At 65.7% G+C, this 26,907-nt stretch carries 27 protein-coding genes; 12 read left to right on the top strand and 15 right to left on the bottom strand.

Translation table 11 applies throughout. The annotated features are described in order from the left end of the window. Positions 1-286: 286 nt before the first annotated feature. Together AC2FNJ_RS00870 and AC2FNJ_RS00865 are read right to left on the bottom strand one after the other, a co-directional pair. Positions 287-1,516 carry a sigma-54-dependent transcriptional regulator gene (locus AC2FNJ_RS00870; RefSeq protein WP_496761692.1) on the bottom strand — a complete coding sequence of 410 codons (1,230 nt, stop codon included), beginning with the start codon at positions 1,514-1,516 and terminating at the stop codon, positions 287-289. After that, positions 1,513-3,246 carry a sensor histidine kinase gene (locus tag AC2FNJ_RS00865; protein ID WP_496761691.1) on the bottom strand — a complete coding sequence of 578 codons (1,734 nt, stop codon included), beginning with the start codon at positions 3,244-3,246 and terminating at the stop codon, positions 1,513-1,515. Before AC2FNJ_RS00865 ends, AC2FNJ_RS00870 begins: the two co-directional genes overlap by 4 nt. Positions 3,247-3,292: 46 nt before the next feature. On the opposite strand from AC2FNJ_RS00865, the gene AC2FNJ_RS00860 reads away from it, so the two are divergent. Further along, the gene (locus AC2FNJ_RS00860; protein ID WP_496761690.1) at positions 3,293-4,474 is read left to right on the top strand and encodes a cytochrome P450; all 1,182 of its coding nucleotides are present in this window, start codon (positions 3,293-3,295) and stop codon (positions 4,472-4,474) included. A 32-nt stretch (positions 4,475-4,506) separates the two neighbouring features. On the opposite strand, the gene AC2FNJ_RS00855 is transcribed toward AC2FNJ_RS00860, so the two are convergent. Then, the gene (locus AC2FNJ_RS00855) at positions 4,507-4,983 is read right to left on the bottom strand and encodes an Lrp/AsnC family transcriptional regulator (RefSeq protein ID WP_496761689.1); all 477 of its coding nucleotides are present in this window, start codon (positions 4,981-4,983) and stop codon (positions 4,507-4,509) included. 143 nt (positions 4,984-5,126) lie between these two features. Here AC2FNJ_RS00855 and cobA point away from each other — a divergent pair, with 143 nt between their 5' ends. From cobA to infC, 7 genes are all read left to right on the top strand, one after another. Beyond that, the gene (gene cobA / locus AC2FNJ_RS00850; protein ID WP_496761688.1) at positions 5,127-5,903 is read left to right on the top strand and encodes a uroporphyrinogen-III C-methyltransferase; all 777 of its coding nucleotides are present in this window, start codon (positions 5,127-5,129) and stop codon (positions 5,901-5,903) included. Then, positions 5,903-6,217 (top strand): DUF2849 domain-containing protein, encoded by a 315-nt coding sequence (locus AC2FNJ_RS00845; protein WP_496761687.1) that lies wholly within the window; start codon positions 5,903-5,905, stop codon positions 6,215-6,217. The genes cobA and AC2FNJ_RS00845 overlap by 1 nt, the downstream gene beginning before the upstream one ends. Before the next feature lie 68 nt (positions 6,218-6,285). Next, a complete protein-coding gene (locus AC2FNJ_RS00840; protein WP_496761686.1) occupies positions 6,286-7,950 on the top strand; it encodes a nitrite/sulfite reductase in 1,665 nt (554 codons plus the stop codon). Continuing rightward, positions 7,940-8,701 (top strand): phosphoadenylyl-sulfate reductase, encoded by a 762-nt coding sequence (locus AC2FNJ_RS00835; RefSeq protein ID WP_496761685.1) that lies wholly within the window; start codon positions 7,940-7,942, stop codon positions 8,699-8,701. The genes AC2FNJ_RS00840 and AC2FNJ_RS00835 overlap by 11 nt, the downstream gene beginning before the upstream one ends. After that, positions 8,698-9,105 (top strand): DUF934 domain-containing protein, encoded by a 408-nt coding sequence (locus tag AC2FNJ_RS00830; protein WP_496761684.1) that lies wholly within the window; start codon positions 8,698-8,700, stop codon positions 9,103-9,105. The genes AC2FNJ_RS00835 and AC2FNJ_RS00830 overlap by 4 nt, the downstream gene beginning before the upstream one ends. A gap of 107 nt (positions 9,106-9,212) precedes the next feature. Continuing rightward, positions 9,213-10,046, top strand: coding sequence for a ferredoxin--NADP reductase (locus AC2FNJ_RS00825; protein ID WP_496761683.1), 834 nt, complete (start codon positions 9,213-9,215; stop codon positions 10,044-10,046). Between the two features lie 156 nt (positions 10,047-10,202). Beyond that, complete coding sequence (gene infC, locus AC2FNJ_RS00820) at positions 10,203-10,751, top strand: translation initiation factor IF-3 (RefSeq protein ID WP_496761868.1); 549 nt, start codon at positions 10,203-10,205, stop codon at positions 10,749-10,751. Between the two features lie 72 nt (positions 10,752-10,823). Here the strand turns inward: infC and AC2FNJ_RS00815 are convergent, their stop codons facing one another. Both AC2FNJ_RS00815 and AC2FNJ_RS00810 read right to left on the bottom strand, forming a co-directional pair. After that, positions 10,824-12,146, bottom strand: coding sequence for an aspartate aminotransferase family protein (locus AC2FNJ_RS00815; RefSeq protein ID WP_496761682.1), 1,323 nt, complete (start codon positions 12,144-12,146; stop codon positions 10,824-10,826). Beyond that, a complete protein-coding gene (locus AC2FNJ_RS00810; RefSeq protein ID WP_496761681.1) occupies positions 12,143-12,952 on the bottom strand; it encodes a beta-keto acid cleavage family enzyme in 810 nt (269 codons plus the stop codon). Before AC2FNJ_RS00810 ends, AC2FNJ_RS00815 begins: the two co-directional genes overlap by 4 nt. 76 nt (positions 12,953-13,028) lie before the next feature. On the opposite strand from AC2FNJ_RS00810, the gene AC2FNJ_RS00805 reads away from it, so the two are divergent. Then, entirely contained in the window at positions 13,029-13,931 is a 903-nt protein-coding gene (locus tag AC2FNJ_RS00805) for a MurR/RpiR family transcriptional regulator (protein WP_496761680.1), read from the top strand. A 43-nt stretch (positions 13,932-13,974) separates the two neighbouring features. On the opposite strand, the gene AC2FNJ_RS00800 is transcribed toward AC2FNJ_RS00805, so the two are convergent. The 7 genes from AC2FNJ_RS00800 to AC2FNJ_RS00770 all read right to left on the bottom strand — a co-directional run bounded on the left by AC2FNJ_RS00800 (position 13,975) and on the right by AC2FNJ_RS00770 (position 21,204). Continuing rightward, positions 13,975-14,766 carry an FAD binding domain-containing protein gene (locus tag AC2FNJ_RS00800; RefSeq protein WP_496761679.1) on the bottom strand — a complete coding sequence of 264 codons (792 nt, stop codon included), beginning with the start codon at positions 14,764-14,766 and terminating at the stop codon, positions 13,975-13,977. 101 nt (positions 14,767-14,867) lie between these two features. Beyond that, a complete protein-coding gene (locus AC2FNJ_RS00795; RefSeq protein ID WP_496761678.1) occupies positions 14,868-17,231 on the bottom strand; it encodes a xanthine dehydrogenase family protein molybdopterin-binding subunit in 2,364 nt (787 codons plus the stop codon). Positions 17,232-17,314: 83 nt separating this feature from the next. Then, positions 17,315-17,800 (bottom strand): (2Fe-2S)-binding protein, encoded by a 486-nt coding sequence (locus AC2FNJ_RS00790; RefSeq protein ID WP_496761677.1) that lies wholly within the window; start codon positions 17,798-17,800, stop codon positions 17,315-17,317. A 153-nt stretch (positions 17,801-17,953) separates the two neighbouring features. After that, a complete protein-coding gene (locus AC2FNJ_RS00785; protein ID WP_496761676.1) occupies positions 17,954-18,955 on the bottom strand; it encodes a molybdopterin-binding protein in 1,002 nt (333 codons plus the stop codon). Further along, positions 18,952-19,920, bottom strand: a complete 969-nt coding sequence (locus AC2FNJ_RS00780; protein WP_496761675.1) for an XdhC family protein — start codon at positions 19,918-19,920, stop codon at positions 18,952-18,954. The genes AC2FNJ_RS00785 and AC2FNJ_RS00780 overlap by 4 nt, the downstream gene beginning before the upstream one ends. 138 nt (positions 19,921-20,058) lie before the next feature. Continuing rightward, positions 20,059-20,649: a DUF6691 family protein gene (locus AC2FNJ_RS00775; RefSeq protein WP_496761674.1), complete on the bottom strand. Its 591-nt coding sequence runs from the start codon at positions 20,647-20,649 to the stop codon at positions 20,059-20,061. A 3-nt stretch (positions 20,650-20,652) separates the two neighbouring features. After that, positions 20,653-21,204, bottom strand: a complete 552-nt coding sequence (locus AC2FNJ_RS00770) for a YeeE/YedE thiosulfate transporter family protein (RefSeq protein ID WP_496761673.1) — start codon at positions 21,202-21,204, stop codon at positions 20,653-20,655. Between the two features lie 206 nt (positions 21,205-21,410). On the opposite strand from AC2FNJ_RS00770, the gene AC2FNJ_RS00765 reads away from it, so the two are divergent. Then, positions 21,411-21,902 (top strand): hypothetical protein, encoded by a 492-nt coding sequence (locus AC2FNJ_RS00765; RefSeq protein ID WP_496761672.1) that lies wholly within the window; start codon positions 21,411-21,413, stop codon positions 21,900-21,902. Between the two features lie 177 nt (positions 21,903-22,079). Here AC2FNJ_RS00765 and AC2FNJ_RS00760 read toward each other — a convergent pair whose 3' ends face one another. The 3 genes from AC2FNJ_RS00760 to AC2FNJ_RS00750 all read right to left on the bottom strand — a co-directional run bounded on the left by AC2FNJ_RS00760 (position 22,080) and on the right by AC2FNJ_RS00750 (position 24,851). Further along, positions 22,080-23,339 carry a vWA domain-containing protein gene (locus tag AC2FNJ_RS00760; protein WP_496761671.1) on the bottom strand — a complete coding sequence of 420 codons (1,260 nt, stop codon included), beginning with the start codon at positions 23,337-23,339 and terminating at the stop codon, positions 22,080-22,082. 58 nt (positions 23,340-23,397) lie between these two features. Next, the gene (locus AC2FNJ_RS00755) at positions 23,398-24,306 is read right to left on the bottom strand and encodes an AAA family ATPase (protein ID WP_496761670.1); all 909 of its coding nucleotides are present in this window, start codon (positions 24,304-24,306) and stop codon (positions 23,398-23,400) included. A gap of 107 nt (positions 24,307-24,413) precedes the next feature. After that, entirely contained in the window at positions 24,414-24,851 is a 438-nt protein-coding gene (locus tag AC2FNJ_RS00750) for an SRPBCC family protein (protein WP_496761669.1), read from the bottom strand. A gap of 118 nt (positions 24,852-24,969) precedes the next feature. Between AC2FNJ_RS00750 and pyrC the strand changes: the two genes are divergently transcribed. Together pyrC and AC2FNJ_RS00740 are read left to right on the top strand one after the other, a co-directional pair. After that, positions 24,970-26,007, top strand: coding sequence for a dihydroorotase (pyrC, locus tag AC2FNJ_RS00745; RefSeq protein ID WP_496761668.1), 1,038 nt, complete (start codon positions 24,970-24,972; stop codon positions 26,005-26,007). Positions 26,008-26,077: 70 nt separating this feature from the next. Then, a complete protein-coding gene (locus AC2FNJ_RS00740) occupies positions 26,078-26,755 on the top strand; it encodes an orotate phosphoribosyltransferase (protein WP_496761667.1) in 678 nt (225 codons plus the stop codon). Positions 26,756-26,907: the final 152 nt, after the last annotated feature.

Raw genomic sequence — 26,907 nt, 5'->3', positions numbered from 1 at the left:
CGTCGCATCGAGGGCAGTGAAGCGAATCGCGGTCATTGGCTCAACGATTCGTGATCGAATCCCGAAAACCAAACTTTTTGCTTGTTTTTAAATGCTTTAGGTTCCGATCTGCGCGACTGGCATCGTCTGGACCGGATCGCCTGTGCGAAATCCCGCACGGCATGCACCCGGATTGTGCGGAATCCCGCACAGATGCGAATCATGCGCGACTCACCCGGTCGCGTCCTGGTCCGCGGAATTCGGTTCGTGGCGCAGGATGCCTTGAGGCGGACGGGCACTCTGCCCGCTAGCCCCGGTAATCTTCCGGCCGCAGCCCGTATCGCGCCAGCTTGTCATAGAATGTCTTGCGCGGGAGTTTGAGCGCCCGCGCCGCATCGGCCGCCTTGCCCTTGTGGCGGGACAGGGCCGCGGCCAACAGGCTGCGTTCGACCTGAGCCATCCGTTCGGCCAGACCGAGTTCGGAGCCTTTCACCCCGTCCTCCTGCATCCCCAGCACGAAACGCATCGCAGCCGACATCAGCGCCCGCGCGTTGCCGGGCCAGTCCTGCGCCATCAGCTCGGCCAGCTGGCTCTGGCTCAGCTCGGGCTCGGGCAGCCCGGCCTGCTCGGCGGCCTGCGCGACGTAGTGGCGAAAAATCACCGGTATGTCTTCGGGGCGTTCGGCCAGCGACGGGATGCGCACCCGCATCACGTCCAGCCGATAGTAGAGATCGGCATGGAACCGTCCCTGCGCGACCAGTCCCGCCAGATCCACGGTGGTCCCGGCCAGAATGCGCAGGCCGGCGCCCTGTTCCAGACGTTCGAGCACCGCGTATTGCGTTGCCTCGGGCATGGCCGAAACCTCGTCGAGATAGATCGACCCGCCTGCGGCATCGACGCATAGCCGCTGGAATTCGGCCACGTCCAGGCCGGAGGCCGGCCGCTTCACGAACGGACCCTGCGCCGATCTGGACATCAGGTGGATTACCTCGGCGACTTTCGAGATGCCGCTGCCCGGCGGCCCAGTCACCAGCACCTCGGCGCCTGTCGGTGCGACGCTGCGGACCTTTTCCCGCAAGACCTCGGCCTGCGCCGAAATCCCGAACAGCATCCGCGCCGCCGGATCGCCGCTTTCCAGTTGCCGCTTGAGTTCGCGGTTCTCCAGCACTTCCGATCGGGTCTTGCAGGCGCGTTCCAGTACGCTGAGCAGATCGGCGGGAGCGCAGGGTTTTTCGAGGAAGCCGAAGGCGCCCTGCCCCATCGCCTGCACCGCCATGGGAATGTCGCCCTCGCCCGTCAGCAGGATGACCGGCAACTCCGGATCGACCTCTTGCGCATAGCCGAGCAGGTGAAACCCGTCGCGACCGGGCATCCGGATGTCCGACAGGATCACGCCGGGAAAATCGCGTCGGATGTGGTCCTTGGCCGCCACGAAGGAACTGGCCGTGAGCGGTTCGTAGTCGGCCAGTTCCAGGGTCTGCCCCAGGGCTTCGCGCACCGCGGCGTCGTCATCCACCAAAAGCACCCTGCGGATCATGCCGCGCGCTCCTTGCGTTCATGGTCCAGAACGACGGTGAACTCGGCGCCGTCCGGCGTGTTCGCGCCCCGGATCTCACCGCCGAAACTCTGCACCAGACCGTAGGAGATCGACAGGCCCAGCCCCATCCCTTCGGAACTGCCGACCGCCTTGGTGGTGTAGAAGGGTTCGAAGATCTTCTCGGGGTCCGCGATGCCCGGACCGGAATCGCGCACGGTGACGGTGATCCGGTCCCCGACATCCAAAGCCACCGAGATGCGCTTGTCGGATTGCCCCGACATGGCGTCCGCGGCGTTGTTGATGAGGTTGACGAAGACCTGAACCAGCCGCACTTCGCCGCCCCAGGCAAAGACCGGCCGTTCGGGCGGTGTCCATTGCAGCGACACGCCTTCGGCGCGCAAGCGGGCCTCGGTCAGTTCGACGGCGGTGTTGACCACCTGCGCCAGATCGACCCGGCCCGTGGGTTCGCTTTCATTGCGGGCAAAGGCGCGCAGGTTCTTGATGATCCGGGCCATGCGCCCCGCCAGTTCGGAGATGCGGCCCAGGTTGTCGCTGGCTTTCGCCCCCTCGCCCCGGTCCAGAAAGGCGGCGCCGTTCTCGGCGAATTGCCGGATGGCCATCAGCGGCTGGTTGAGTTCGTGACTGATCCCGGCCGACATCTGCCCCAGCGCGCTGAGCTTGCCGGCCTGCACCAGATCGGCCTGCGCGCGTTTGAGGGCGGCCTCGGCCTCCTGGCGTTCGACCACCTCGCGGCGCAGCGCGGCATTGGCCGCCGTCAGCGCCCGCGTGCGCTGGGCGACGCGGCTTTCGAGAACCGCATTGGCATCGGCCAGGGCGCGGCGGCGCTCGGTCGCGAGATAGAGCATCGCCCCGAAGGCGAGGCAGATGGCGGCAACGGCCGCGGCCTGCAGCGCCGCAAGGCGGCGGGCCGGCGCGGCATCCATAAGGACTTCACCCGTCATGCCGATCGCCGGCAGGTCGCGTACCAGATGCAGGGCGTGGCGCGGCAGATACGGCCCCCAGCCCAGGCGCCAGATCTCGTGCCCGGCCACGCGCGTCGCGGCAAATTCGGGCGCTGCGCCAGAGGGCGGCGCGAGACCCGGCTGACCGTCGGGCCGGCGCCAGAACAGCAGCTCGGATCGGTTCGAGATCAAGACCCGCCCCTGGCGGTCGGTGAAGAACACCGCCTCGGGGCTGCCGCGCCAGGTTTGTTCGATGTCCTCGACATCGGCAATCACCATCAGAGCGCCGCGAACCGCGCCGTCAGGGTCGAAGGCGGGGGCGGCATAGGCATGGATGCGCCGGCCGTCGGGCGGCAGGATCCCGTGCCGGCTGCCCAGCGCGCCGTGCATCGCGCGCTCGAAGGCCGGGTCGCCGGCGATGCGGTCTCCGAGGATGCCCTGCGCGGCCGCCAGTACGCGGCCCTCGGTATCGGCATAGAGCACATCCATCGCCGCCGTCTTGTCGGCGATCTCCAAAAGCAGCGCCCGCGCCGCTTGCCGGCGCTGCGGTCCGGCCAGTTCCCGCAGGTCGGGGTGTTCGGCCATGAGCACCGCCAGTTCCTGATAGACCTGCAACTGTGTCCCGAGCCGGTCGGCGGCGAGTTCGAGATCGGCCTCGGCCCGCAGGCTCAGCTGCGTCAGCGCCTGACGGTAGGCATAGGACCAGACCCCGGCAGACAGCAGCCCGACGGCAAGCAGAAACCCGAGAATGACCAACGCGCGTCGCATGGTATAGGGTCTTGCATTCACGGGGGCGCATGGCAAGGGTGCTCGGATGAGAACCGTGCATCAGGATCCCACCGATCCTGCCTTCGTCCAGAACCCCTATGCCTTCTATGACTCGGCCCGCCGGAACGGCCCACTGGTCCACTGGGCCGACTATGGGCTGCCCGCCGCCCTGTCGCACGACCTGGTGCACGCGATCCTGCGCGACCGGCGGTTCGGGCGGGAAGTGCCACGGGAACGGGCGACCGAAGGCCCGGCCCATCTCGCGCCCTGGCTTGCGGTCGAGGCACATTCGCTGCTTGAAGCCGAGCCGCCGCGCCATACCCGCCTGCGCGCCCTGGTCCTGCGCGCCTTCACGTCGCGCGCCGTGACCGCGCTCGGGCCGGATATCGCAACCCTGTGCCACAGCCTGATCGATGCCTTTCCCGAAACGCCTTTCGATCTGATCGATGCCTATTGCACGCAGGTGCCGGTGATCACGATCTGCCGGCTGCTGGGGGTGCCCGAGGCGATGGCGCCGCAGTTGCTGACATGGTCGCACGCCATGGTCGCCATGTATCAGGCCGGGCGGACGCGTGATACCGAGGACGCCGCCGCGGACGCGGCGCGGGCGTTCAGCGCCTTTCTGCGCGCCTATGTGGATCAACGCCGCTCGGCGCCGCGCGACGACCTGATCACCCGGCTCATTGTGGCCGAGGAGGAAGGGGCGCGGTTGTCCACGGACGAATTGATCGCCACCTGCATTCTGCTGCTCAACGCGGGTCACGAGGCGACGGTTCACGCAATCGGCAATGGCATCAAGGCCCTGCTTGAAACCGGAACCGGCCCTGCCGCGCTGGCCCCCGAGGCTCTCGAACGGACCGTCGAGGAAATCCTGCGGTTCGATCCGCCGCTGCACATGTTCAGGCGATATGCCTATGAGGAGGTCGAAGTATTCGGACACCGGTTTCGCCGCGGCGATGAGGTCGCGTTGCTGCTGGGCGCGGCGAACCGCGACCCGGAGCACTGGGAACGGCCCGAGAGGTTCGATCCGGCGCGCGAAATCCGGACCAATGCGAGCTTTGGCGGCGGGCTGCATTTCTGCGTCGGCGCACCGCTTGCGCGGCTGGAACTGCAGATCGCCCTGCCGATCCTGTTCGAACGCTGCCCGGACCTGCGCCTGGCCGCGCCGCCGGTCTATTCCGACAGCTATCACTTTCGCGGTTTGCGCGCGCTTCGCGTCCTGCGCTGAGGATCGGCCTCGTCAGCTCCGGCGGCGGTGCGTCACCCGGCGACCTGATCGAGCGGCAACATCGTGGTCGATTTGATTTCTTCCATCGAAAGCAGCGCGGTCACGTTGTAGACCCGCACCTCGGAGATCAGCGCCTGATAGAAGGCATCATAGGCGCGCGCGTTCTTGACCCGCACCTTCAGGATGTAGTCGATGTCGCCCGCCAACCGGTGTGCCTCCTGCACTTCGGGGCGGTCGCGCAAGGCCTGCAGGAACTTCTTCTGCCATTCCGCCTCGTGCTCGGACGTGCGGATGAGGACAAAGAAAGTCGCCTCGAATCCCAGCGCCTCGGCGTCCAGCAGAACCGTCTGCTGGCCGATCACCCCCGCGCTCTTGAGTTTGCGGATGCGATTCCAGACCGGTGTCTTGGAACTGCCTACGCGCGACGCGATTTCGTCCAGCGACTGGCTGGCATCGCGTTGCAGCTCGACCAGAATTTTCCGATCCGTTTCGTCTATCCGCACCGACATTCCTGATTTTCCCTCGTTTCGAAACTCGCGTCTCGCATCTGGTCCATTTTGGAACAAGCGTCCTTATTTGCGCGCCGATATGGCGGTTGGACGGGAATATTTCCTATATTGGAGGTCGAGTCAAACCGATCGCAGAGAACACGATGCAAGGACGCGCCACCATCAGATCCGAAGGCCACGTCGATTTCGTCGGCGCCGGCCCCGGCGATCCCGACCTGTTGACGCTCAAGGCCCTCCGCGCGCTGGAAGCGGCGGACGTGGTGCTGCACGACCGCCTGATCAGCGAGGAAATCCTCGCGCTGGCCGGCGGGTCCGCGCGTCTGATCGACGTGGGCAAGGCCGGATTCGGCCCGTCCTGGAAACAGGCCGACATCGATACGCTTCTGGTGGCGCAGGCGCGCACGGGGGCGCGGGTCGTTCGCCTGAAATCGGGCGATCCGACCGTATTCGGCCGGCTGGACGAGGAAATCGAAGCGGTCGAGGCCGCGGGCATCTCGTGGCGCATCGTTCCCGGCATCACCGCCGCCTCGGCCGCGGTGGCCGCGATCGGACAGAGTCTGACGCGGCGCGGGCGCAATTCATCGGTCCGGTTCCTTACGGGTCACGACATTCGGGGATTTGCGGATCACGACTGGGCCGCCCTGTCCCGGCCCGGAGAAGTCGCCGCCATCTACATGGGCAAGAAATCCGCCCGTTTCGTACAGGGCCGCCTGATCATGCACGGCGCGGACCGCGCGACACCGGTCACGCTGGTGGAAAACGCCACGCGACCCCGGCAGAGGATTCTGGCGACAACGCTCGGCGCCCTCCCCGCCGATCTGGCGGCGGCCGGAATGGACGGCCCGGTTCTGACATTTTTTGGCCTCGCGCCGCGCAACGCGATCGAGGCCCTGACCGAATTCAACAAGGAGCTCGCCTGATGGCCCGCGCATTCACCCCCAAAGTCGTCACCGCCAACGATCTGCTGGAAGGCGACGTGATCTACATGACCGCCGATGACCGCTGGTCGCGCCACCTGTCCGAAGCGGAACTGATCACAGACGAAGCCCATGCGCAGCTTCGCCTGCTCGAGGCCGAACGGCAGGTGGACAGGATCGTCGGCGCCTACCTTGCCGATGCCGTCGCCGGCGAAAACGGCCCAGAGCCCACCCATTTCCGGGAAGACTTCCGCCGGACTGGCCCGTCCAACTATGCCCACGGCAAACAGGAATCTTCCCCGCAGCCCCGGGCCTGACCTCAGGCCCCCCTTCTCTCCCCAACACCAGGCCCCGGGTCCGGGGCTGCAAAAAAGGACAGCCAGTCATGTATCGCTACTCCGAGTTCGACAAAGCCTTTCTGACCGAGCGCAACGCCCAGTTCCGCACCCAGGTCGAACGCCGCATCGACGGCTCGCTGACCGAGGACGAGTTCAAGCCGCTGCGGCTGATGAACGGGCTGTATCTGCAGCTGCACGCCTACATGCTGCGGGTCGCCATCCCCTATGGCACGCTGAACAGCGCCCAGATGCGGCAGCTGGCCCTGCTGGCCGAGAAATGGGACAAGGGATACGGCCATTTCACCACGCGCCAGAACATCCAGTACAACTGGCCCAAGCTGCGTGACGTGCCCGACATGCTGGACGCGCTGGCCGAGGTCGGCCTGCACGCGATCCAGACCAGCGGCAACACCATCCGCAACGTGACGGCCGACCATTTCGCGGGCGCCGCCGCGGATGAAATCGCCGATCCGCGCCCCTATGCCGAACTGCTGCGCCAGTGGTCCACCGACCACCCGGAATTCCAGTTCATGCCGCGCAAGTTCAAGATCGCGATCACCGGGTCCGAGAATGACCGCGCCGTGATCAAGGCCCATGACATCGGCCTGCAACTGGTCGAGCGCGACGGCGTTCTGGGCGCCCGCGTCCTGGTGGGCGGCGGTCTCGGCCGGACACCGATGATCGGCAAGGAGCTGTCCGAGTTCGTCGCGTTCGACGACCTGCTGGCCTATCTGGAAGCCACCGTTTCGGTCTGGAACCAGATCGGCCGGCGGGACAACAAGTACAAGGCCCGCATCAAGATCACCGTGCATGAACACGGCATCGACGCGATCCGCGCCAAGGTGAACGAGCGCTTCCTGCAGGTCCGTCCGCAGTTCAAGGGCGCCGACATGGCGCTGCTGGACGAGATCAAGGCGCATTTCGCCCCGCCCGCCTTCCGCGAAGGCTCGGTCGCGGCGTTCGAAAGCGCCTATTCGAACGACCCGGTGTTCCGGTCGTGGATCGACACCAACATCGCGCCGCACAAGCAGGCGGACCACGCGATCGTTACGATCTCGCTGAAAAAGCACGGCGCAACGCCGGGTGATGCGACCGCCGAGCAGATGCGCGTGATGGCCGACCTGGCCGAGCAATACGCCTATGACGAACTGCGCATCAGCCATGAGCAGAACGTGATCCTGCCGCATGTCCACAAATCGGACCTGCCCGCGATCCATGCCAAGCTGAAAGAGCATGGCCTGGCCACCGCGAATATCGGCCTGATCAGCGACATCATCGCCTGCCCCGGCATGGACTATTGCGCGCTGGCGACGGCCCGCTCGATCCCGGTGGCGCAGCAGATCGCGACCCGGTTCGAAGAACTGAAGCTGGAGCATGATATCGGCCACCTGAAGATCAAGATCTCGGGCTGCATCAACGCCTGCGGCCATCACCATGTGGGCCATATCGGCATCCTGGGGTTGGATCGCGCAGGCGTCGAGAACTACCAGATCACTCTGGGCGGCGACGGCACCGAAACCGCAAGCCTGGGCGAGCGGACCGGTCCGGGATTTGCCTATGACGAAATCGTGCCGGCCATCGAGCGTCTGATCGATGCCTATCTCGACCTGCGCGACGGACCCGAGGAAACCTTTCTGGCGACCTACCGGCGCCTGGGAATGGCACCCTTCAAGGCGGCCCTGTATCCCGAGGCGCGGGCCAATGCCGCTTGACGAGATTCAGACCGAACTCGGCAAGGAGCGTCACGCGCTGACCGAAAGGGTGGCGGCGCTCAACGCCCGCTTCCGCCATCACAGCGCGCATGACGTGATGCACGGCGCGCTGGAGGAGGCTGGCAAGATCGCGCTGGTGTCCAGTTTCGGCGCCGAATCCGTGGTGCTGCTGCACATGGCGGCGGTGATCGACAAGGCGACGCCGGTCCTCTTTGTCGATACCCAGATGCTGTTCACCGAAACGCTGATCTATCAGCAGGAGGTGAGCGAGCGGCTCGGGCTGCGCAATGTACGGATCGTCCGCGCCGAGCAGGAGGAACTGGACCGCGACGACCCCTATGGCGCGTTGCGCCTGCGCGACCCTGACGCCTGCTGCACGCTGCGCAAGACGATCCCCTTGCAGCGCGCCCTGGCGGGCTATGACGGCTGGATCACCGGGCGCAAGCGGTTCCAGTCGGGCACCCGTGCGGCGCTGGAGTTCTTCGAGGTCGAGGACGGCACCGGCCGGATCAAGGTGAACCCGCTGGCCCACTGGGCGCCCGAGGACGTGCGCGCCTACATGGAAGAAAACCGCCTGCCCCGCCATCCGTTGGTGGCCAAGGGCTATCCCTCGATCGGCTGTGCGCCCTGCACCTCGCCGGTGAAGGACGGCGAAGACCCCCGCGCCGGACGCTGGCGCGACCGGAACAAGGAAGAATGCGGCATCCATTTCGTCGATGGCAGGATGGTCCGCGATGGAGAAAGACAATGAACGTGATCGTGACTGACGAGGGGTTCGCCCCCGACGACTGGACCGACGGCTTCGTCACGCTGGACGACGCCGCGAATGATGTTGTGGCGCTGGACGTGACCTCGGACACGGACCCGGACGACCTGGCCGAACGGCTGAGCGGGGTCCGCATGGTGCGGGTGGATTTCCCGTCCTTCGCCGATGGCCGCGGGTTCACGATTGCCCGCACCCTGCGCCTCAAGGGCTATGCCGGCCGGCTGCGCGCCAGGGGGCATGTGCTGGCCGACCAGTATGCCATGGCGCGGCGCAGCGGGTTCGACGAGGTCGAGATCGACCAGGCACTGGCCGCGCGCCAGCCCGAGGACCAGTGGCTCGCCCGGGCCGACTGGCAGGCGCACGACTATCAGGCGCGGTTGCGCGGCTAGCGCCGGATACCGTTTGTATACAAACGAAAAGGGGAGACTTTCCCCTTTTCATGACGTATGTCAAAGAATATGGAAAGGCGCCGGTCTAGCAGACCGGTAGTGAAACGATGACAGAGATGAAATCCGTGACCGAAGCCGCTGCCGTCAAGGCCCCTGTCCTGCCCGATGCACAAACCGTTCTTGAGGTGAAGCACTGGACCGACCGGCTGTTCTCCTTCAAGGTGACGCGCCCGCAATCGCTGCGGTTCCGCTCGGGCGAGTTCGTGATGATCGGCCTGCTGGGCGACAACGGCAAACCGCTGTTGCGCGCCTATTCCATCGCGTCGCCGTCCTGGGACGACGAGCTGGAATTCTATTCGATCAAGGTGCAGGACGGTCCGTTGACCTCGAAACTTCAGCACATACAGCCCGGCGACCAGATCATCCTGCGGCCCAAGCCGGTCGGCACGCTGGTGCATGACGCGCTGTTGCCGGGCAAGCGGATCTGGTTCTTTGCCACCGGCACCGGCTTTGCGCCTTTCGCATCGCTGCTGCGCGAGCCGCAGACCTACGAGGATTACGACGAGGTCATCATCACCCATACCTGCCGCGAGGTGGCCGAGCTGGAATACGGCCGCCAGCTGATCGAGAGCATCCGCCAGGACGAGATACTGGCCGAGCTGATTGGCCAGGGCTTTGCCGACAAGATCCGCTATTACCCGACCACGACCCGCGAACAGAGCCCCAGGATGGGCCGGATCACCGAGTTGTTGAAAGACGGGACCGTGTTCGAGGATCTCGGGATCGAAGGCGGCATCAAACCGGAAACCGACCGCGCGATGGTCTGCGGGTCGCTGGCCTTCAACCACGACATCAAGGCGATCCTGGAAGGGTACGGCCTGCGCGAGGGGGCAAATTCCGAGCCCAAGGAATTCGTGGTGGAAAAGGCTTTCGTGGGCTGACGGTCCGGCGTGGCGCCGACGGGCCGGACGCGAACGCCCAAGTTTCGGCACTGTGCCGGAAATTTCCGCGGCGACCTGCGCGATCCCGCTTGAAACGGGTCGCGCGCCAGTCTAGATTCCCGTCCCGTATTCTGCAATCAACAAAGGAATGGACCCATAGCCCGCAGACCCCACAACGCGCCGCCGCAACGCGACACCGGCCCGCGCGTCAATGACAAGATTCGTGCCCCCGAAATCCGTCTGATCGGCCCCGATGGTGAAAATGTCGGGGTGGTCCATCCCGCAAAAGCCCTCCAAATGGCAGAAGATGCCGGTCTCGACCTGGTCGAGATCTCGCCCAATGCCAATCCACCGGTCTGCAAGATCATGGATTTCGGCAAGTACAAGTACGAACAGCAAAAACGCGAAAGCGAAGCCCGCAAGAAGCAAAAAGTCATCGAGGTGAAGGAAATCAAGTTCCGGCCGAACACCGACACCCACGACTATGACGTGAAAATGCGGAACGTCATGAAGTTCCTTGAAAACGGCGACAAGGTGAAGATCACCCTGCGGTTCCGGGGTCGCGAAATGGCACACCAGAATCTCGGGCGCGAATTGTTGGAGCGGGTGGCCGAAGACATCAAGGAAATCGGCAAGATCGAAAACATGCCGAAGATGGAAGGCCGTCAGATGATCATGATGATCGGCCCGTTGCCGCAGAAGTAACAAGCGCAACCATGGTTGGCGTTGGACCCTGTCAGAAGCACTTTGGCAGGGTCTTTTTCGATGGCGCCGTCGCTAGTGCGGCAGGGCGGCCGAGATGGATCGGGACAGTTTTTCGACCAGTTCGCCGATCTGGGCCTCCTCGATGATGAAGGGCGGCGCCAGCAGGATATGATCACCGTTCCGGCCATCCCGTGTACCGGACATCGGGTAGCAGATCAGACCTTCGGCCAGAGCCGCCGTCTTGATCCTGCCCGCGACCCCAAGCGACGGGTCGAAAGGCTGCCTGGTCTCGCGGTCGCGGACCAGTTCGATGCCGCGGAACAACCCCCGGCCGCGGATGTCGCCGACATTGGGATGCTGGCCGAACGCCGCCTCCAGAGCCGTGTGCAGCCTGTCGCCCATCGCGCCCGCGCGGGCAGGAAGGTCGCGCTCCGTGAGTTCCCGCACCACGGCCAGGGCCGCGGCGGTCGCGACCGGATGGCCGATGTAGGTGTGCCCGTGCTGGAAGAACCCGGATCCGGCACGGATCGCATCGTATATCGCGGCAGAACACAGCATGGCGCCGATCGGCTGATACCCCGCGCCCAACCCCTTGGCGATACACAGGATATCCGGGGCAACGCCGTCATGGTCGCAGGCAAACAGATGCCCCGTGCGTCCCATGCCGCACATCACCTCGTCCAGGATCAGCAGGACACCATGGGCGTCGCAGATCTCGCGCACCCGCCGGAAATAGCCCTCGACGGCCGGAACCGCGCCCAGCGTGGCCCCCACCACCGGCTCGGCCATGAAGGCCATGACCGTTTCCGGCCCGAGGCGCAGAATCTCGGCCTCCAGCTCGTTGGCAACCCGCTGCCCGTAATCAAAGCTGCTCTCGCCCTCGGGCTTTTCGGCGTATTCATAGCACGGGGCGATATGGCTCATCTCGATCAGAAGCGGCGCGAACTGCGCCCGCCGCCATGCGTTGCCCCCGGCCGACAGGGCCCCCAGCGTGTTGCCGTGATAGCTCTGCCGCCGCGCGATCACCCGGCGGCGCTCGGGCTGCCCGATCTCGAGGAAGTATTGCCGGGCCAGCTTGATCGCCGCCTCGGTCGCCTCGGAACCGCCCGACACGAAATAGACCCGGTCCAGATCGCCCGGTGCGTGGTCGATCAGCACATCCGCCAGCGCCTCGGCCGGTTCCGAGGTCATGAACCCGGTATGTGCAAAGGCGATCCGTTCCACCTGTTGCTGCACGGCCCGGATCACCGCCGGATCGGAATGGCCCAGGCAGGAGACCGCCGCATCGCCGCAGTCGAGATAACGCTTGCCTTCGGCGTCGATCAGGTAGCAGCCATCGCCCCCCGCCGCGACCGGCAGGTTCGATTTCGTGTGGCGCGGAAAGACGTGGCTCATGCCGGATTCCTTTCAAGGGCTGCGATCAGGGCTGCGACCGAGGCTGCATTGTCGGCCCAGGCGTTGCCCTCAGCATCGGTCAGACTGTTCTCGAAACCAACCCGCAGAGCGCCGCCGAGCCGCGCCGCCGCCAGCAGACAGGCATGCTCGGCCGGTCCGAAAGCACAGACCATCCACGGAGCTTGCACCGGCAGGAAGCGGTCGAGATCACTCGGATGCGACATCGGGCCATCCGAATACCGGCCGAGAACGAACAGCCGGTCCTCCTGTCCCGGCCGCACGACCCCCTGCGCCTGCCATCGGGCAAGCAGGGCCGCGTCGGCGGCATCGTACAGGATGTGCTGAACGCGCGTCCCCTGATCGGCGCATGTTCCATAGACCTGCGCCGCGCTTTCCGGTGCGCGCGCGATTTCCCGGACGGAGATCGACGCCCATCGCGGCCGGACCCGTTCGAGACAGTCCAACTGTGCGCCCACGTCATAGCGGCCCGCGGCCTCGGTGGTGATCTGGATGTCCATCTCGGGCACCACCTCGGCCAGGGCGGTCAGTGCCTCCCGATACTGGCCGGCATCCAGGCTGTGACGACCCGCCCGGTCCCGGATGTGCAGATGCAGCCCCTGCGCGCCGGCCAGAAAACACGATCGGGCCGCGCGCAAAGTGTCCTCCAACCGAACCGGCACGGCCGGATGATCCCCCGGCCCGCGCCTCGCCCCGTTCGGTGCGACCAGGACATAAGGGATCACCGGCCGGACCGATCCCTTCCTGGCGATAACGCGCGCCTCGTTTCGCATGGCAACTCCCGACATGACATGTTCCGATCTAATCCCATGCGCGCACATGTTTTCAATTCCCAGAATCAAGAACATGTGTTCTTGTCCACGCATGTCAGATCACTCCCATATCCAACTGGTGGCCCGGCTCAGATCCGCCATCGACCGGCTGCCGCCGCAGCTCCAGGCTGCAGCCAAATACATCATCGATCATCCCGGCGATTTCGGGATCGATCCGATCCGGGTGACGGCGAACAAGATCGGGGTCAGTTCCAATTCGCTCGTCCGGCTGGCGGACCGCATGGGCTATGACGGGTTCGAAGCCTTCCGCGCGCCGTTCCGCTCCGCCCTGGTCACGGAAAGCGAGGAGCGTCTGGGGACGGATTGGCTGGACCGCATGTCCGGCGGCGATGCCTTTGCCCGGGCCCAGGCCGCGCTGGCGCGCAACGAGATCAACATCGTCACCCGCTCGCTGCGGCTGCTCGATCCGGACAAGGTCCGCACCGCCGTCGCCGACATCACGACATCACGCCGCTGCTTCGTCACCGCCACGCGGGTCAGCTATGCGCTGGCCTACTATTTCCACTATGTGGGCCGCATGGCCCTGCCCGGCCTGCAATTGGTGCCGCGCCACATGGGATCGGCGGTGGACGATCTGGTGGACGCGGATCAAAACGACTGTCTGCTGGCGATCACGGTGGCGCCCTATTCCGCCGAAACGATCAAGACGCTGCGGTTTGCCAGGGGGCGCGGCGCCCGGATCGTGCTGGTGTCCGACAGCGACGTCATCGCGCCCAGGATCGACCCGGACGTGGTGCTGCCGGTCAGCACCCAGTCGCAGCACCATTTCGGATGCTTCGCCGGGGCGATGGTGGTTCTGGAATGTCTGCTCGGCCACCTCGTCACCGCCGGCGGCGACGCCGCGCGCCTGCGGATCGCGGAATACAAGGCGATGCGCGAGGATACCGGCGCCTATTGGCAGGCGCCGAAACCGCCCCGTATCCGGCGACCCTGACACCGCCCGCCCCGCGCGGCAGGGGCGGGAAAGCCGTGCCGCGTCAGCTGGCCGCCGCCACGGCGCGCTTGGTGAGAACCGATACGAGATGCGCGCGGTATTCCTTGGTTCCGTGCAGATCCGCGATCATGTTCATCGGATTGATGCGCAGGTCCATGAGCGCATCGGTGCGGAAATCGTGGTTGAGCGCCTGCTCGGCCTCGCTCCAACGGAACACGCCGTTTTCCGAAGCGCCGGTGACGGCGACCCGGACGCCGTCCGCGAACCGCGCCAGAAACACGCCGACCAGCGCAAAGCGCGAGGCCGGCTGCAGGAACTTCTGGTAATTCGCCGCCTGCGGAACCGGGAACCGCACCGAGGTGATGAGTTCCCCGTCGTTCAGAACCGTTTCGAACATGCCCTGAAAGAAGTCGTCCGCGGCGATCTGGCGCGCATTGGTGACGATGGTCGCGCCTAATCCCAGCGCCGCCGCCGGATAGCACGCCGCCGGATCGTTGTTGGCCAATGACCCGCCGATGGTGCCGCGGTTGCGCACCGCCGGATCGCCGATGCCCCCGGCCAGCGCCGCCAGCGCCGGGTACCGGTCCGCGGCCTCGCGGGCCACGGTCGCATGGGTCGTCGCCCCGCCGATGGCGAGCGCCCCGTCATCCTCGACGCAAACGCCCTTCATCTCGGCGATGCCGCTCAGGCTCACCAGCTTGGCCGGCGCCGCCAGCCGCTGCTTCAGTGTCGGGATCAGCGTCTGCCCGCCGCCCAGCGCCTGCGCCTCTTCCGTCGCAAGCGCGGCTACCGCCTCGGCGATGGTCGTAGGCTTTTCGAATTCGAAGCTGTACATCTCGTCCTCCTGAAGTCCGCAAGCCCGAGGCTGCCACTTCATCTTGCTGAAAATACTCCGGGGAGCGCGAGGGGCCGGCCCCTCGCACCCGCCCTCTCAACTCATCCGTTCATCGCCGCCCAGACGCGCGACGGACTCACCGGCATGTCGATGTGATCCACCGTCTTGCCGGCCGAATGCAGCGCGTCGATCACCGCATTCACCACCGACGGCGGAGACCCGATCGCCCCGGCCTCGCCACAGCCCTTCACCCCCAGCGGATTGTGGGTGCACGGCGTCTGGCTGGAATGATCGACCGTATAGAATGGCACGTCATCGGCGCGCGGCATCGCATAGTCCATGAAGGTCGCGCTCAGCAGCTGGCCGTTCTCGTCGTAGACGCAGTTCTCCAGCAAGGCCTGTCCGATCCCTTGACCGATGCCGCCATGCACCTGGCCATCGACGATCATCGGATTGATGATGTTGCCGAAATCGTCCGCGGCCGTGAAACGCTCGATTGTGACCTGGCCGGTTTCCGGGTCCACTTCCACCTCGCAGGCATATGCGCCGGCCGGGAAGGTGAAGTTCGCCGGATCGTAGAAGGCGGTCTCCTCAAGCCCCGGTTCGGTGAATTCCAGCGGATAGTTGTGGGGCACATATGCGGTCAGGGTGACATCGCCCCAGGCCACCGACTTGTCGGTGCCCGCCACGGAGAACTGGCCGTCCTTCAGCTCGATATCGGCCTCCGAGGCTTCCAGCAGGTGCGCCGCGATCTTCTTGGCCTTGTCGATCACCTTCTCGGTCGCCTTGACCATGGCCGAGCCACAGACCGCAAGGCTGCGCGAGCCATAGGTGCCCATGCCGAAGGGGATCTTGGAGGTGTCGCCATGCACGATCTCGACCATCGACTCGTCGATGCCGATCATCTCCGCCACGATCTGCGGGAACGAGGTTTCGTGCCCCTGCCCGTGGCTGTGCGCGCCGACCATGACGCTGATCGAACCGGTGGCGTTCACCCGTACCGTCGCCGCGTCGTAGAGCCCGGCACGCGCGCCCAGCATGCCCACGATGTTCGAGGGCGCGATGCCGCAGGCCTCGATATAGCAGTTGATGCCCAGGCCGCGCAGCTTGCCCCGGGCCTCGCTTTCCGCGCGCCGCGACGGGAACCCGGCCAGATCGGCGGCGGCCTCGAGCTTGTCCATCGTGCCGTGATAGTTGCCGGTGTCATAGGTCAGCGCCACCGGCGTGTCATAGGGGAACTCAGTGATGAAGTTCTGACGGCGCAGCGCGATCGGATCGACCCCAAGTTCGCGCGCCGCCTTGTCGATCACCCGCTCCAGCTGGAACGTCGCCTCGGGGCGGCCCGCGCCGCGATAGGCGTCCACCGGCACCGTGTTGGTGAACATCGCCTTGACGTTCACCTGGATGACCGGCGTCTTGTAGTTGCCCGCCATCAGCGTACCGTGCAGCCAGGTCGGCACCGAGCTGGAAAAGGTCGAGAGATAGGCCCCGAGATTGGCGAAGGTATGGGTGCGCAATCCGGTAAAGTTGTTCTGCGCGTCCAGCGCCAGCTCGATCCTGGTCACGTGATCGCGGCCCTGGGCGTCCGACATGAACGCTTCGCTGCGGCTGGCGGTCCATTTGACCGGCCGGTTGCAGGCTTTGGCCGCAAAGGTGCAGAACGCCTCTTCCGCGTAGTGGAAGATCTTGGAGCCGAAGCCGCCGCCCACATCCGGAGCAACCACGCGCACCTTGTGTTCCGGCAACCCCAGCACGAAGGCGCACATCAGCAGCCGGATCACATGCGGGTTCTGCGAGGTGGTGTAGAGCGTGTAGTCGTCGGTGCCGCGGCTGTATTCGGCGACGCAGACCCGCGGTTCCATCGGGTTGGCCACAAGCCGGTTGTTGACCAGTTCCAGCGTCGTGACATGGGCGGCATTGGCAAAGACCTCGTCCACCTTGGCATTGTCGGTTTCGCCCAGCATCCAGTCATAGCAGATGTTGGATTTCAGATCGTCGTGGACCTTGACCGCCCCGTCCTCGGCCGCGGCCTTCATGTCGATGACCGCCGGCAGTTCTTCGATGTCGAAGACGATGGCTTCGGCGGCGTCACGCGCCTGTTCGGCGGTGTCCGCGACAACCGCCGCGAACGGATCGCCCACATGGCGGACCTTGCCTTGCGCCAGGATCGGGTGCGGCGGTTCCTGCATCGGCGCGCCGTGCCGGTCGGCCACTTCCCAGCCGCAGGGCAGCCCGCCGACCCCTTCGAAATCCTTGCCGGTGAACACGCGCACCACGCCGGGCATCGCCTCGGCCGCGGAAGTGTCGAGGCTGTTGATCCGCCCGTGCGCAATGTCGGAGCGCAGGAAATGCACATAGGCCTGGCCGCGCACGTTGATGTCGTCGGTGTAGTTGCCCGCTCCGGTCAGAAAGCGCACGTCCTCGCGGCGCTTGGAACTGGCTCCGATGCCACTGTCTTTGGGCATTGCTGGTTCTCCTCCCTAAGGCGATGCGCGCCGGGCGCATCGTTGCGTCATCCACGGGCGCCTCCCCGGCGCCCGCAGCGGCATCATTCGGCGGCGATGCGGCTCACGTCCTGTCCGGACGCGGCCATGATCGCCTTGACGATGTTGTGATACCCGGTGCAGCGGCACAGGTTGCCTTCCAGGTATTTGCGGATCTCGGCCTCGGTCGGGCGCGGGTTTTCCTTGAGCAGCGCCGCCGCCGACATCACCATGCCCGGCGTGCAGAAGCCGCATTGCAGCCCGTGATGATCCTGAAAGGCCTGCTGGATCACGTTCAGCGACCCGTCGGCGTTGGCCTGCCCTTCGATCGTGTCCACCGCAGATCCGTCGGCCTCCAGCGCCAGCATGTTGCAGGACTTGACCGCCTCGCCATCGACATGGACGACGCAGGCCCCGCATTGCGCGGTGTCGCAGCCGACATGCGTTCCGGTCAGCGACAGGTGATCGCGCAGAAAAGTGGACAGCAGCGTCCGGCCTTCGACATCACCGGTCACGGATTTCCCGTTCACGGTCATTGCGACCTGTGCCATGAGATCCTCCCTTTTGATTTTTCTCCCTTGGGTGGGAGTTAAACATGGGAAAATTCGTTTGAGAACAAAAATATTCGTCGCCTTCGACGCGATACGCGGACGCGACTTTCACAAGCTAAGCCATGGCCTGGCTCGGACCACTCTGCCGCTGCGTCACTTGGACTTGCCGGCCCGCGGCTGCGGGCGCGTCGGGATTTCCTTGAGCAGGCCGCCCACCCCCATCGCCGCGATGTCCGCGCCGGTGGTCTCGATTCCGCAGGCCACCCGCGACAACACCCAGTCGGCCCCGTTCAACGCCGGCGACCGGGCGCAGCCCGGCAGGCCGATCACCGGGCGCGGTCCGATCTGCCCCAGAAACAGCAGGTTCCCGGGATCGACCGGCATGCCGAACCGGTCCACCGTGCCACCGGCCATACGCACGGCGCTGGGGGCGACATCGTCCGGGTCCGAGGTCGCCGAACCGGTCAGGATCATGACCAGATCGCCCCCGACCTGCGCAACCGCCTCGGCCAGATCCCGGGCCCTGTGCCGGACCGTCCGGATGTCGGACAGTTCCATGCCCAGCGCCTCGACCCGGCCCCGAACCGAGGCGATGCCCTTGTCGTTGGACGGCCCGCCCGGAATGTCGGTCACGACCAGCCCCGCGCTGCCGTGAACCGGGCGCACAAGCCGGATCGAGGCCCGCGCCAGATCCGCCGCCTTGTCAACGTCGGCCCCTGGCACGGCGTAGGAGATCACCTTGATCGTCGCGACCATGCCGCCGGTGCCCATCTGCTGATACTGCGGCACCGTCGCGACGGTAATCATGGGGTGGACCTGATTGAACCGTTCGATGGCCGCGACATCCAGCACGACCACGCCCGGCCCGTCGGCCAGGATGTTGACCCTGCCGGTGAAGGGATCGGTCACGCGCAGATTGGCCGCCGCCGGGTCCGGAACCAGTGCCTGCGCAAGTACGCGCGCGGCGTCGTTCTCATGCCGGTCGCCGGGTTCCAGCCGGGCCACGATGACCTCGGATATTCCCGCCGCGCCCAGGGCGGCCAGATGCTCGCCCGCAAGCGTCAGCCCCTTGCGCAGCTTGCGGTCGCCCACCTTGACCGAATGGGCGAGCACGGCGCCTTCGGCCTCGGCGACGGGAACCGGTCCGAACTTCACGCCTTGCCCCGCAACACGGCCGTCATCTGGGCCAGAATCGCCACGGCGATCTCGGACGGACCCGCCGCGCCGATATCCAGCCCGATCGGGCCGTGAATGCGCCCGATGTCCGTGTCCGAGAACCCGGCGGCCTTCATCCGTTCGACCCGCTTGGCATGCGTGCGGGTCGAACCCAGAGCGCCGATATAGAACACTCCCGCCCGCAGGGCCGCCTCCAGCGCCGGATCGTCAAGCTTGGGATCATGGGTCAGCAGCACGAGCGCGGTGCGCGAATCGAGCCCCAGCCGCGCCACCGCCTCGTCCGGCCAGTCGGTCAGGATGGTTTCGCCGGGAAAGCGTTTCTCGGACGCGAAGGCATCGCGCGGATCGACGATCACCGGATCATAGCCCGCGATCCGCGCCATCGGCACCAGCGCCTGCGCGATGTGGACCGCGCCCACGACGATCAGCCTCAGAGGCGGGTTGTGGACCGCGACGAAGGTCTCTCCATCCTCCTCGAAGCCCGACCGATCCATCCGCATCCGGTCGGGATAGGCATTCCGTTTCAGGGCGCGATGCCCGGTCGCGAGATTGACTTCGTAGGCCACGGGGTCGCGCCCGGCACGGGCCTTCACCAGATCGGCCAGCATGGCCTCGGGCAAGACCCGTCCCACCGGTTCCACCAAAACCCGGATGGTGCCGCCACAGGCCAGACCCACGGCAAAGGCATCCTCGTCGCTGACGCCGAATTCCAGGAGCCGCGCCTCCCCCTCTTCGATGGCTTCCAGCGCCTCGACGATCACCGCGCCTTCGACGCAGCCGCCGGAGACCGATCCTTCGATCCGGCCGTCGCCGCCTATGACGAGCTGCGCGCCGACCCGGCGCGGCGCGCTGCCCCAGGTCTCGACCACGGTGGCCAGCGCCGCGCCCAGGCCCTTGCGGTGCCAGCGCAGGGCCGTCTCGGGACCGTTGTCGAATCTGTCCATCTGCTCCTCCCGGGGTGCTGTGAACCAACATAAGGAGGAATCGCGCAATGAAAAGCGGCCCGGCGGGAACACGGAACGCCGGGCCGCTGACGCGCGGCGGGGAAAATAGCGCGAGTCGCCGCGCGCGTCCCTTGTGTCCTACTCGGCCGGCTGCGTCCGGGCCGGCTGACCGACCAGGCGTTCGGGCAGGGCAAAGGCGACGGCGACGAAGACCAGCCCCAGCACGATGCCCAGAACGTCACCGGGCAAACCGGTGAGACCGTCGTATTTCGATCCCGGCACGCTGCCCAGCGTCACCGCGCCGCCCGCGAACTTGTCGAGCAGTCCCGAGGCTTTCCAAGCCGGATAGGTCGCCATGTAGGCGGCCGCGCCCAGCAATCCTCCGGCGATGAAAAACAGCGCGTCCTTGCGGCCCGACGCCGCCGCCACGACACCCGTTCCGGGGCAATAGCCGGCGATCGCCCACCCGGCCCCCAGCAGCAGCCCGCCGAGGAACACGCCGGCATAGGCGGTCTTGACCGACATGTGGCCCACATCGACCAGCCCCAGCATCTGCCCCCCGAACATCAGAACCGATCCGGTTCCGATGGCCAGCAGGATGGCCTTGGCCAGATTGAGGTTGGTCAGGTTGAGCATCGCGTTGATGTAGGACGGGTTCGCGGCCCCCACCCGGTCCAGCACCGCGCCAAAGGCGGCGCCGATCACCAGTGCAAGAAGAATCGAGGTCATGGATCAGGCCTCCTTTCTGAACATCATCATGGATACGGGAATGGCGGCGGCGAAGGCTCCGGCGGCAAAGATGTAGCCGCTGAGTGCCGTCTGCATCATCCCCGACATCATGTGGCCCGACGTGCACCCGCCGGCGAGCCGTGCGCCGTAGAGCACGATGAAGCCGCCGAGAAAGGCCGCCGCATAGCGCTTGACCCGGCTGTCTCCGAAATTGGCGCGCCAGAGCGCGGGCACGGACCGCTCCTCCCGCGAAAGCCCGCCGCGGGCGAGTACCGACAGAAAGCCGCCGATCATCATGGCAATCACGAAGACAAAGGAGTAGTTCAGCGGATTGGCGACGGATTTGGCATATTTGCCCCCCGACTTGGCCATGTAGGCGTTGGTCGAGGTATAGCCGTCATCGGTCTGCGTCACGAAGCCCGGATTTGCGGCATCGGCGATGATCCCGTCCAGAATCACGAATTGCGTCGAGACGCCGATGGGTTTGACCAGCAGGACCGCGGCAAAAAAGACCAGCCCCAGCAACAACCCGCCGGTTTTCCAGTTCAGTGGCATGGCGTTTCCCTTTCGAACTTTCACATTCCGTTGTCAGAATATCATACACATTCCAATTCCCGCATGACATAGATCAAGTCGCTGTCTCCGCAGATTTCCGCGCACCCGCTTGCGAAGTCGCGCGCCCCGCCTCATGCTGAGCCCGGGCCCGGCGACCGAAGGGGCCAAAACCATTGATTGAAGGATGTAGAGCAATGAAACTTGTCATGAAAACTTGCGCAACCCTTGGAGTCGTTTTGGCATCCTCCGCCGCCTGGGCGGATACGTTCGAGCGCTACGGCGAGGTCGAAGGCTGGAAGGTCTTCATCGACAACGAAAAGCAGTCCTGCCTGATCGAGGCCGTCGATGACGCCGAAAACGTGGTGCAGATGGGCCTGACACAGGATCGGGGCGTCGCCTATGTCGGCGTCTTCACCAAGGCTGAAACCAACATCAAGAAAGGCGAAAAGGAAGCGGTCGCGATCCTGCTGGGCGACAAGCTCTATGTCGGGGAAGCCACCGGCATGCGCGGCAACATCACCAAGGGATATTCCGGCGGCTACGTTCTGACCGACGATCCAGGCTTCGTCGACGCCGTCGCGAAGGAGAAGGTGATGGCCGTCTTCCCGGAAAAGGAGTTCGGCTTCACCGTCGATCTGACGGGCACCTACAAGGCCATCGAAATGGCGCGGGAGTGCAACGCCAAGCTGCTCGGCTAGGTGGGCCTCGCCGCGATCGTTCGCGGCCGCTCGCGCGACATACCGGGCCCGGCAACCCGGCGCGTCCCGTCGCAGGGCTTCTTTCTGGTCCGAAATACCCCGGGGTGAATTGCCCGCAGGGCAAGAGGGGCAGCGCCCCTCGCCCCGGTTGCCGCCTCGACCCGGGCCGAGAGAAAGTCAGCCTTGCGTCACCTGCGCCATCAGCCGCGTCTTCTCCCCCACGTCGTCGGGCGCCGAGATCACCCCGGCCAGGTCTTCCAGCGACGCGATCGAATGGCCGGCCCGGATGCTGTCCACATGCGGCAGCATGGCGGCGATTCCCTGCGCTCTGGGGGCGAATGCATCCCAGCGCAAGAGCGGGTTCAGCCAGATCAGGCGGCGCGAAGACAGGTGCAACCGCTCCATCTCATGCGCCAGAACCGCCGGGTCGCCCCGGTCGAGACCGTCCGATATCAACAGCACCACCGCACCCTGGCCCATCACCCGGCGCGACCAGTCCCGGTTGAACGCATGCAGGCACGCGCCGATGCGCGTGCCGCCTTCCCAGTCCTGCGCCTCGGCCCCCGCCGCCGCAAGGGCTGCATCCACGTCGCGCTGATGCAGATGGCGGGTGATGTTGGTCAGGCGGGTGCCGAAGGTGAAAGCGTGGACCCTGGCCCAGCCCGCCCCCTTGTAATTCGAAACCGCATGCAGGAAGTGCAGCACGATGCGGCTGTACTGGCTCATCGATCCGGAAATGTCGCACAGCACGACCAGGTTGGGCCAGCGCGGGCGCGGTTTCTTCCGCGCGATGTCGCGCAGGTCGCCCCCCTGCCGCATCGCCGCGCGCAGGGTGCGCGCCCGGTCGATCCGATGGCCCAGGGGACTGGCCTGCCCCCGCCGCGACGCTATGGGCTTCACGGGCAGGGTGAGACGCGCGAGCATGCGTTTGGCCGCGGCGATCTCGGCGGTGCTCATCTGTTCGAAATCGAGAGTTCGCAGACGCTCTTCGCCGCTTGCGGTCAGCGAGGCGTCGATCTCGACTTCGGAGTCCTCTTCCGTGCCGGACGTGTCGGGACGGTCGCGTTCGAGCGCGTCGAGAAGCGCCTCGGCGGCACGTTTTTCCGCGGCGTCCGCCTTGCGCTCCTCCTGCACGCCGCGAAGGGCCGGCAACATCATCGCCATCATGTGCTCCAGGTAGCGCGGGTCGCGCCAGTAGAGGCGGAACACCTGGGCGAAGACCTCCCGATGCTCGGGACGGCTGACGAAACAGGCATGAAGCGTCCAGAAAAAGTCTTCCCGCGCCGAGAAACCCGCCGCTTCGACCGCGCGGATGGCATCGACTACCCGCCCGGTCCCGATGGGCAGCCCCGCCTTGCGCAGGGCACGGGCGAAATGGGTGATATTCTGGGCCAGCTTCGGATCGTCAGGTATCTCGAGCGGGAGCTGTTCGGCCATCACGCTCCATGGGGGCTCTGCCCCCATACCCCCGGAGTATTTTCGGCAAGATGAAGCATCAGGCCGGCTCGAGCGTGGCCCTGGCCTGATCCAGAATGCGCTTGGCTTCGGAACCCTGAAGTTTCTGGATGTCATCCTGGTATTTCAGGATCGCGCCAACGGTGTCGCCGATCACTTCCGGGCTGAGATTGATCACGTCGAGCGCCAGCAGGCACTTGGCCCAGTCGATGGTTTCGGCGACACCCGGCTTCTTGAACAGATCCTCGGTGCGCAACTTCTGGACGAAGGCGACGATCTCGCGGCTGAGGGTTTCGGCGGCTTCGGGCGCGCGGGCGTGCAGGATCTCCACCTCGCGATCGAAATCCGGATAGTCCACCCAGTGATAGAGGCACCGGCGCTTGAGCGCGTCATGCACTTCGCGGGTGCGGTTCGACGTGACGATCACGACCGGAGGTTGGGGCGCCGAAACCGTGCCCAATTCGGGAATCGTCACCTGGAAATCGCTGAGCGCCTCGAGCAGGAACGCCTCGAACGGCTCGTCGGTTCGATCAAGCTCGTCGATCAGCAAGACCGGCGCGCCTTGTTCGTCGGGGCGCATGGCCTGAAGCAACGGCCTTTCGATCAGGTATTCATCGGAGAAAAGCTCCGATTGCAATGCGGCACGGTCCGCGCCGCCGGCGGCTTCGGCGGTTCGGATCGCCACCATCTGCGCGGGGAAGTTCCATTCGTAGACCGCCGAGGCCGCGTCGAGACCCTCGTAGCATTGCAGCCGGATCAGGCGGCGTCCCAGACCCGCGGCCAGCGCCTTGGCGATCTCGGTCTTGCCGACGCCGGCCTCACCCTCCAGAAACAAGGGGCGTCCGAGTTTCAGCGCCAGGAACACGACCGTCGCCAGCGCGCGGCCGCACACATATCCTTGCGCTGCGAGCATCTGTTGCACGCCGTCTATGGATCGCGTTTGGGTCATCTCGTCTCCTCTCCCGCGCACAACAGGTCACGGCGGGCCTGGCAGGTCAAGCCGCCTGCTGGGTGAAGCTGTGCCAAATCGAATTGATTGCAAGACCGCGCCACGCCTCACCCCGCATTTCTCAACAGACGCAATCGGACGCGATGGCGCCAACGGTGGGTCAGCCTGAGCCAGAGTGCCAGGAAAGGGGCGACCCAACCGGACTCCACCTCGATCACATCCACCAGTTCCGCACCCTCGTCGCAGGGGCGCACTTCGAGCCGGTGCACCAGATGCGAGCCGAAACCGGTCTCGTCCGAGGTCATCTGGTGATCGGCATCGGTGCATTTCGTGACGATCATCTTGTAGGGACGCGCAGGCAGAAGGCCGAACAGCGAAAGATCCACGTCGATCACCTGTCCTTCGCGCACCGGTCCGGATGGCAGGTGATCGAAACGCATCCAGGGGCGCGAGACCGCCTCGAGCGTATCCAGATCCGTGACCAGTTCGAACAACCGGTCCGGATCGGTCGGATAGACGTGCCTGAAAGTCAGTGTGCGTTTCATGCGTTCTCCCAGCACCGACAGCCTGCCTCCCCCATGCGGGGCTGAGAAGCGCGCAAATTGCCTCGGTCGGTCGCGGCGGGACTTTTCCGCCCGCCACGGCTGTGCTAGCGGAAGCGCCATGACCCGAAGCCTCACGATCCGCCGCCCCGACGACTGGCATCTGCACCTGCGCGACGGCGCGGTGCTGAGAGCCGTCCTGCCCGAGTCCGCGCGCCACTTCGCCCGCGCGATCATCATGCCCAACCTGGTGCCGCCGGTCGTGACCGGCGCGCAGGCCGCCGCCTATCGCGACCGCATCCTCGCGGCGCTGCCCGAGGGGATGTCGTTCGAGCCGCTGATGACGCTGTATCTGACCGAGGACACCGACCCCGAGGACGTGGCCGAGGCCCATGCCGGCGGGCTGATCAAGGCGGTCAAGCTCTACCCCGCCGGGGCCACGACAAATTCGGCCTCGGGTGTGCGCGACTTCGACAAAGTACGCGGCGTGCTGGAGACGATGGCCGAGATCGGCCTGCCGCTCTGCGTCCATGGCGAAGTGACGGATGCCGAGATCGACATCTTCGACCGCGAGGCCGTGTTCATCGACAGCGTTCTGGACCCGATCCGCAGGGCCACACCCGGTCTGCGGGTCGTCATGGAACACATCACCACCTCGGACGGCGCCGATTACGTGCGGGCGAACGACGCCGATCTGGGCGCGACCATCACCACGCACCACCTGGTCATCAACCGCAACCACATCCTGGTGGGCGGGATCAAACCGCACTACTACTGCCTGCCCGTCGCCAAGCGCGAGGAGCACCGCCGCGCCCTGCTGGCCGCCGCCACTTCGGGCGACGCGCGCTTCTTTCTGGGCACCGACAGCGCACCGCACACGGATGCGAACAAGGAAACCGCCTGCGGCTGCGCCGGATGCTTCACCGCGACCAACACCCTGTCGGTGCTGGCCGAGGTGTTCGAGCGCGAAGGCGCGCTGGACAGGCTCGAAGGCTTCGCATCGCTGCACGGCCCGGCCTTCTATCGCCTGCCCCCGAACGAAGAGACGATCACGCTGACCAAGGGCGCACCGGTGACCTATCCGGCCAGAATCGAAACCGGCGACGGGCCGGTCACCGTTTTCGATCCGGGCTTTCCGCTGCATTGGCGCGTCAGCTGACTTCATCTTGCTCCAAATACTCCCGCCGGAGGCGTCCGCCGCCTCCGCCCAGACCCCAGGATGGTATGACATGATCCCTTCAAGCTACCCTGACGCAAAGGAAATCGCCCGCCTGACCGCGCGGATGCTGCTGGAGATCGAGGCGGTGCATTTCAACGCGCGCGAGCCGTTCACGCTGGCCAGCGGGCTGCCCAGCCCGACCTATATCGACTGCCGCAAGCTGATCTCGTACCCGCGCATCCGCGCGACCCTGATGGATTTCCTGACGGTCACGATCCTGCGCGACGCCGGGTTCGAGGCTTTCGACAACATCGCCGGGGGCGAGACGGCGGGCATCCCGTTTGCCGCGCTGGTGGCGGAACGGATGGCGCTGCCGATGACCTATGTCCGCAAGAAACCCAAGGGCTATGGCCGCAACGCCCGGATCGAGGGCAAGATGCGCGAGGGTGAACGGGTGCTGCTGGTCGAGGATCTGACCACCGATGGCGGATCGAAGCTCAGCTTCGTCGACGCGATCCGCGAAACCGGCGCGACCTGCGGGCATACCGCGGTCATCTTCTACTATGGCATCTTCCCCGAAACCGAGAAGACGCTGGGCGATCACGGCGTGCGGCTGCATCACCTGTGCACCTGGTGGGACGTGCTCGCCGAAGCCCGCGCGCAAGGCGCGTTCGATCCCGAAACGCTGACCGGCGTGGAGGCGTTTCTGAACGATCCGCGCGAATGGCAAGAAGCCCGGAGATCCTGAAATTCGACCTGTGGGCATAGTGGGGACATTTGAATACCGAATCGCCAGTCCGCCAGCCTATCTTGCGAATGGCAAGGCAACTGCCCCCAAGATGTTGCGGGAGTCCTTGTTTCGTGACATGATGGTTCGAGGTTATCCCCAGTCGGGTCCAC

It is taken from the genome of Ruegeria sp. BHSB196 (genome assembly GCF_059613135.1).
This window is presented reverse-complemented; position numbering and strand designations above follow the sequence as displayed.

Excerpts from the sequence above, each read along its gene's own strand:
- AC2FNJ_RS00740 (WP_496761667.1), top strand. The coding sequence starts at position 26,078 with ATGATCCCTTCAAGCTACCCTGACGCAAAGGAAATCGCCCGCCTGACC.
- AC2FNJ_RS00860 (WP_496761690.1), top strand. The coding sequence starts at position 3,293 with ATGAGAACCGTGCATCAGGATCCCACCGATCCTGCCTTCGTCCAGAAC.
- AC2FNJ_RS00770 (WP_496761673.1), bottom strand. The coding sequence starts at position 21,204 with ATGCCACTGAACTGGAAAACCGGCGGGTTGTTGCTGGGGCTGGTCTTT.
- AC2FNJ_RS00840 (WP_496761686.1), top strand. The coding sequence starts at position 6,286 with ATGTATCGCTACTCCGAGTTCGACAAAGCCTTTCTGACCGAGCGCAAC.
- AC2FNJ_RS00750 (WP_496761669.1), bottom strand. The coding sequence starts at position 24,851 with ATGAAACGCACACTGACTTTCAGGCACGTCTATCCGACCGATCCGGAC.
- AC2FNJ_RS00870 (WP_496761692.1), bottom strand. The coding sequence starts at position 1,516 with ATGATCCGCAGGGTGCTTTTGGTGGATGACGACGCCGCGGTGCGCGAA.
- AC2FNJ_RS00775 (WP_496761674.1), bottom strand. The coding sequence starts at position 20,649 with ATGACCTCGATTCTTCTTGCACTGGTGATCGGCGCCGCCTTTGGCGCG.
- AC2FNJ_RS00865 (WP_496761691.1), bottom strand. The coding sequence starts at position 3,246 with ATGCGACGCGCGTTGGTCATTCTCGGGTTTCTGCTTGCCGTCGGGCTG.
- pyrC (WP_496761668.1), top strand. The coding sequence starts at position 24,970 with ATGACCCGAAGCCTCACGATCCGCCGCCCCGACGACTGGCATCTGCAC.
- AC2FNJ_RS00765 (WP_496761672.1), top strand. The coding sequence starts at position 21,411 with ATGAAAACTTGCGCAACCCTTGGAGTCGTTTTGGCATCCTCCGCCGCC.
- AC2FNJ_RS00855 (WP_496761689.1), bottom strand. The coding sequence starts at position 4,983 with ATGTCGGTGCGGATAGACGAAACGGATCGGAAAATTCTGGTCGAGCTG.
- AC2FNJ_RS00795 (WP_496761678.1), bottom strand. The coding sequence starts at position 17,231 with ATGCCCAAAGACAGTGGCATCGGAGCCAGTTCCAAGCGCCGCGAGGAC.
- cobA (WP_496761688.1), top strand. The coding sequence starts at position 5,127 with ATGCAAGGACGCGCCACCATCAGATCCGAAGGCCACGTCGATTTCGTC.
- AC2FNJ_RS00845 (WP_496761687.1), top strand. The coding sequence starts at position 5,903 with ATGGCCCGCGCATTCACCCCCAAAGTCGTCACCGCCAACGATCTGCTG.
- AC2FNJ_RS00815 (WP_496761682.1), bottom strand. The coding sequence starts at position 12,146 with ATGAGCCACGTCTTTCCGCGCCACACGAAATCGAACCTGCCGGTCGCG.
- AC2FNJ_RS00810 (WP_496761681.1), bottom strand. The coding sequence starts at position 12,952 with ATGTCGGGAGTTGCCATGCGAAACGAGGCGCGCGTTATCGCCAGGAAG.
- AC2FNJ_RS00800 (WP_496761679.1), bottom strand. The coding sequence starts at position 14,766 with ATGTACAGCTTCGAATTCGAAAAGCCTACGACCATCGCCGAGGCGGTA.
- AC2FNJ_RS00760 (WP_496761671.1), bottom strand. The coding sequence starts at position 23,339 with ATGGCCGAACAGCTCCCGCTCGAGATACCTGACGATCCGAAGCTGGCC.
- AC2FNJ_RS00755 (WP_496761670.1), bottom strand. The coding sequence starts at position 24,306 with ATGACCCAAACGCGATCCATAGACGGCGTGCAACAGATGCTCGCAGCG.
- AC2FNJ_RS00835 (WP_496761685.1), top strand. The coding sequence starts at position 7,940 with ATGCCGCTTGACGAGATTCAGACCGAACTCGGCAAGGAGCGTCACGCG.
- AC2FNJ_RS00780 (WP_496761675.1), bottom strand. The coding sequence starts at position 19,920 with ATGGACAGATTCGACAACGGTCCCGAGACGGCCCTGCGCTGGCACCGC.
- AC2FNJ_RS00790 (WP_496761677.1), bottom strand. The coding sequence starts at position 17,800 with ATGGCACAGGTCGCAATGACCGTGAACGGGAAATCCGTGACCGGTGAT.
- AC2FNJ_RS00825 (WP_496761683.1), top strand. The coding sequence starts at position 9,213 with ATGACAGAGATGAAATCCGTGACCGAAGCCGCTGCCGTCAAGGCCCCT.
- AC2FNJ_RS00830 (WP_496761684.1), top strand. The coding sequence starts at position 8,698 with ATGAACGTGATCGTGACTGACGAGGGGTTCGCCCCCGACGACTGGACC.
- AC2FNJ_RS00805 (WP_496761680.1), top strand. The coding sequence starts at position 13,029 with ATGTCAGATCACTCCCATATCCAACTGGTGGCCCGGCTCAGATCCGCC.